The sequence below is a fragment of the Mesorhizobium sp. M7A.F.Ca.CA.002.15.2.1 genome, assembly GCF_003998715.1.
GTDB classification, from domain to species: domain Bacteria; phylum Pseudomonadota; class Alphaproteobacteria; order Rhizobiales; family Rhizobiaceae; genus Mesorhizobium; species Mesorhizobium ciceri.
Genome location: NZ_RZPI01000301.1, coordinates 5549 through 6306, shown reverse-complemented (window position 1 = coordinate 6306; position 758 = coordinate 5549). Strand labels below are relative to the sequence as shown.

Annotated in this window: 1 protein-coding gene; it reads left to right on the top strand. The window is 69.7% G+C overall.

Annotated features, from left to right (window positions below):
* The coding region (locus ENZ74_RS35155; RefSeq protein WP_281059713.1) for a helicase-related protein at positions 1 to 758 on the top strand (758 nt) is incomplete at both ends.

Below are 758 nucleotides of genomic sequence, written 5' to 3'. Positions count from 1 at the left end.
GCGCAGGACGCGGCGATCAAGCCGCCGCCGGCGGGCCGCCGCAAGGTGGTGCTGGCCACCTCGATAGCCGAAACCTCGATCACCATCGACGGCGTGCGCGTCGTCATCGATTCCGGCCTGTCGCGGCTGCCGCGCTATGAGCCGGCCAGTGGCTTGACCCGACTGGAGACCGTGCGTGTCAGCAAGGCTTCCGCCGACCAGCGCGCCGGCCGTGCCGGGCGCACGCAGCCAGGCGTCGCCATCCGGCTGTGGCGGGCCGAGCAAACGGCTGCACTTCCCGCTTTCACGCCGCCGGAAATCCTTGAGGCCGATCTGTCCGGACTGCTGCTCGATTGTGCTGCCTTCGGCGTTGCCGATCCGTCAGCGCTTGCTTTTCTCGATCCGCCACCTGTTCCGGCCCTCAATGAGGCAAGGGGGCTACTGCGCGCGCTGGATGCCATCGACGAGACGGGGCGCCTGACGGAAGCGGGTGCAGCGATGCGCAAGCTCGCTCTGCCGGTGCGGTTGGCGCATATGGTTGCCGAGGCAGCCGGCAGCGGCCATGCCTTCGAGGCGGCAATGTTCGCCGTGCTGCTTACCGAACGCGGCCTCGGTGGCCTCGGCGCCGATCTGGAGCGGCGGCTGATGCGTTTTCGCGGGGAAAGATCTCCGCGCGCTACCGCCGCCAAGCAGCTCGCCGAAAGGCTGGCAAGGCAGGCTGGCGGAGCAAAGGGCAGCGAAGCTGCGGCGGGCGGTCCCCTGCTCGTGCACGCCTGGCC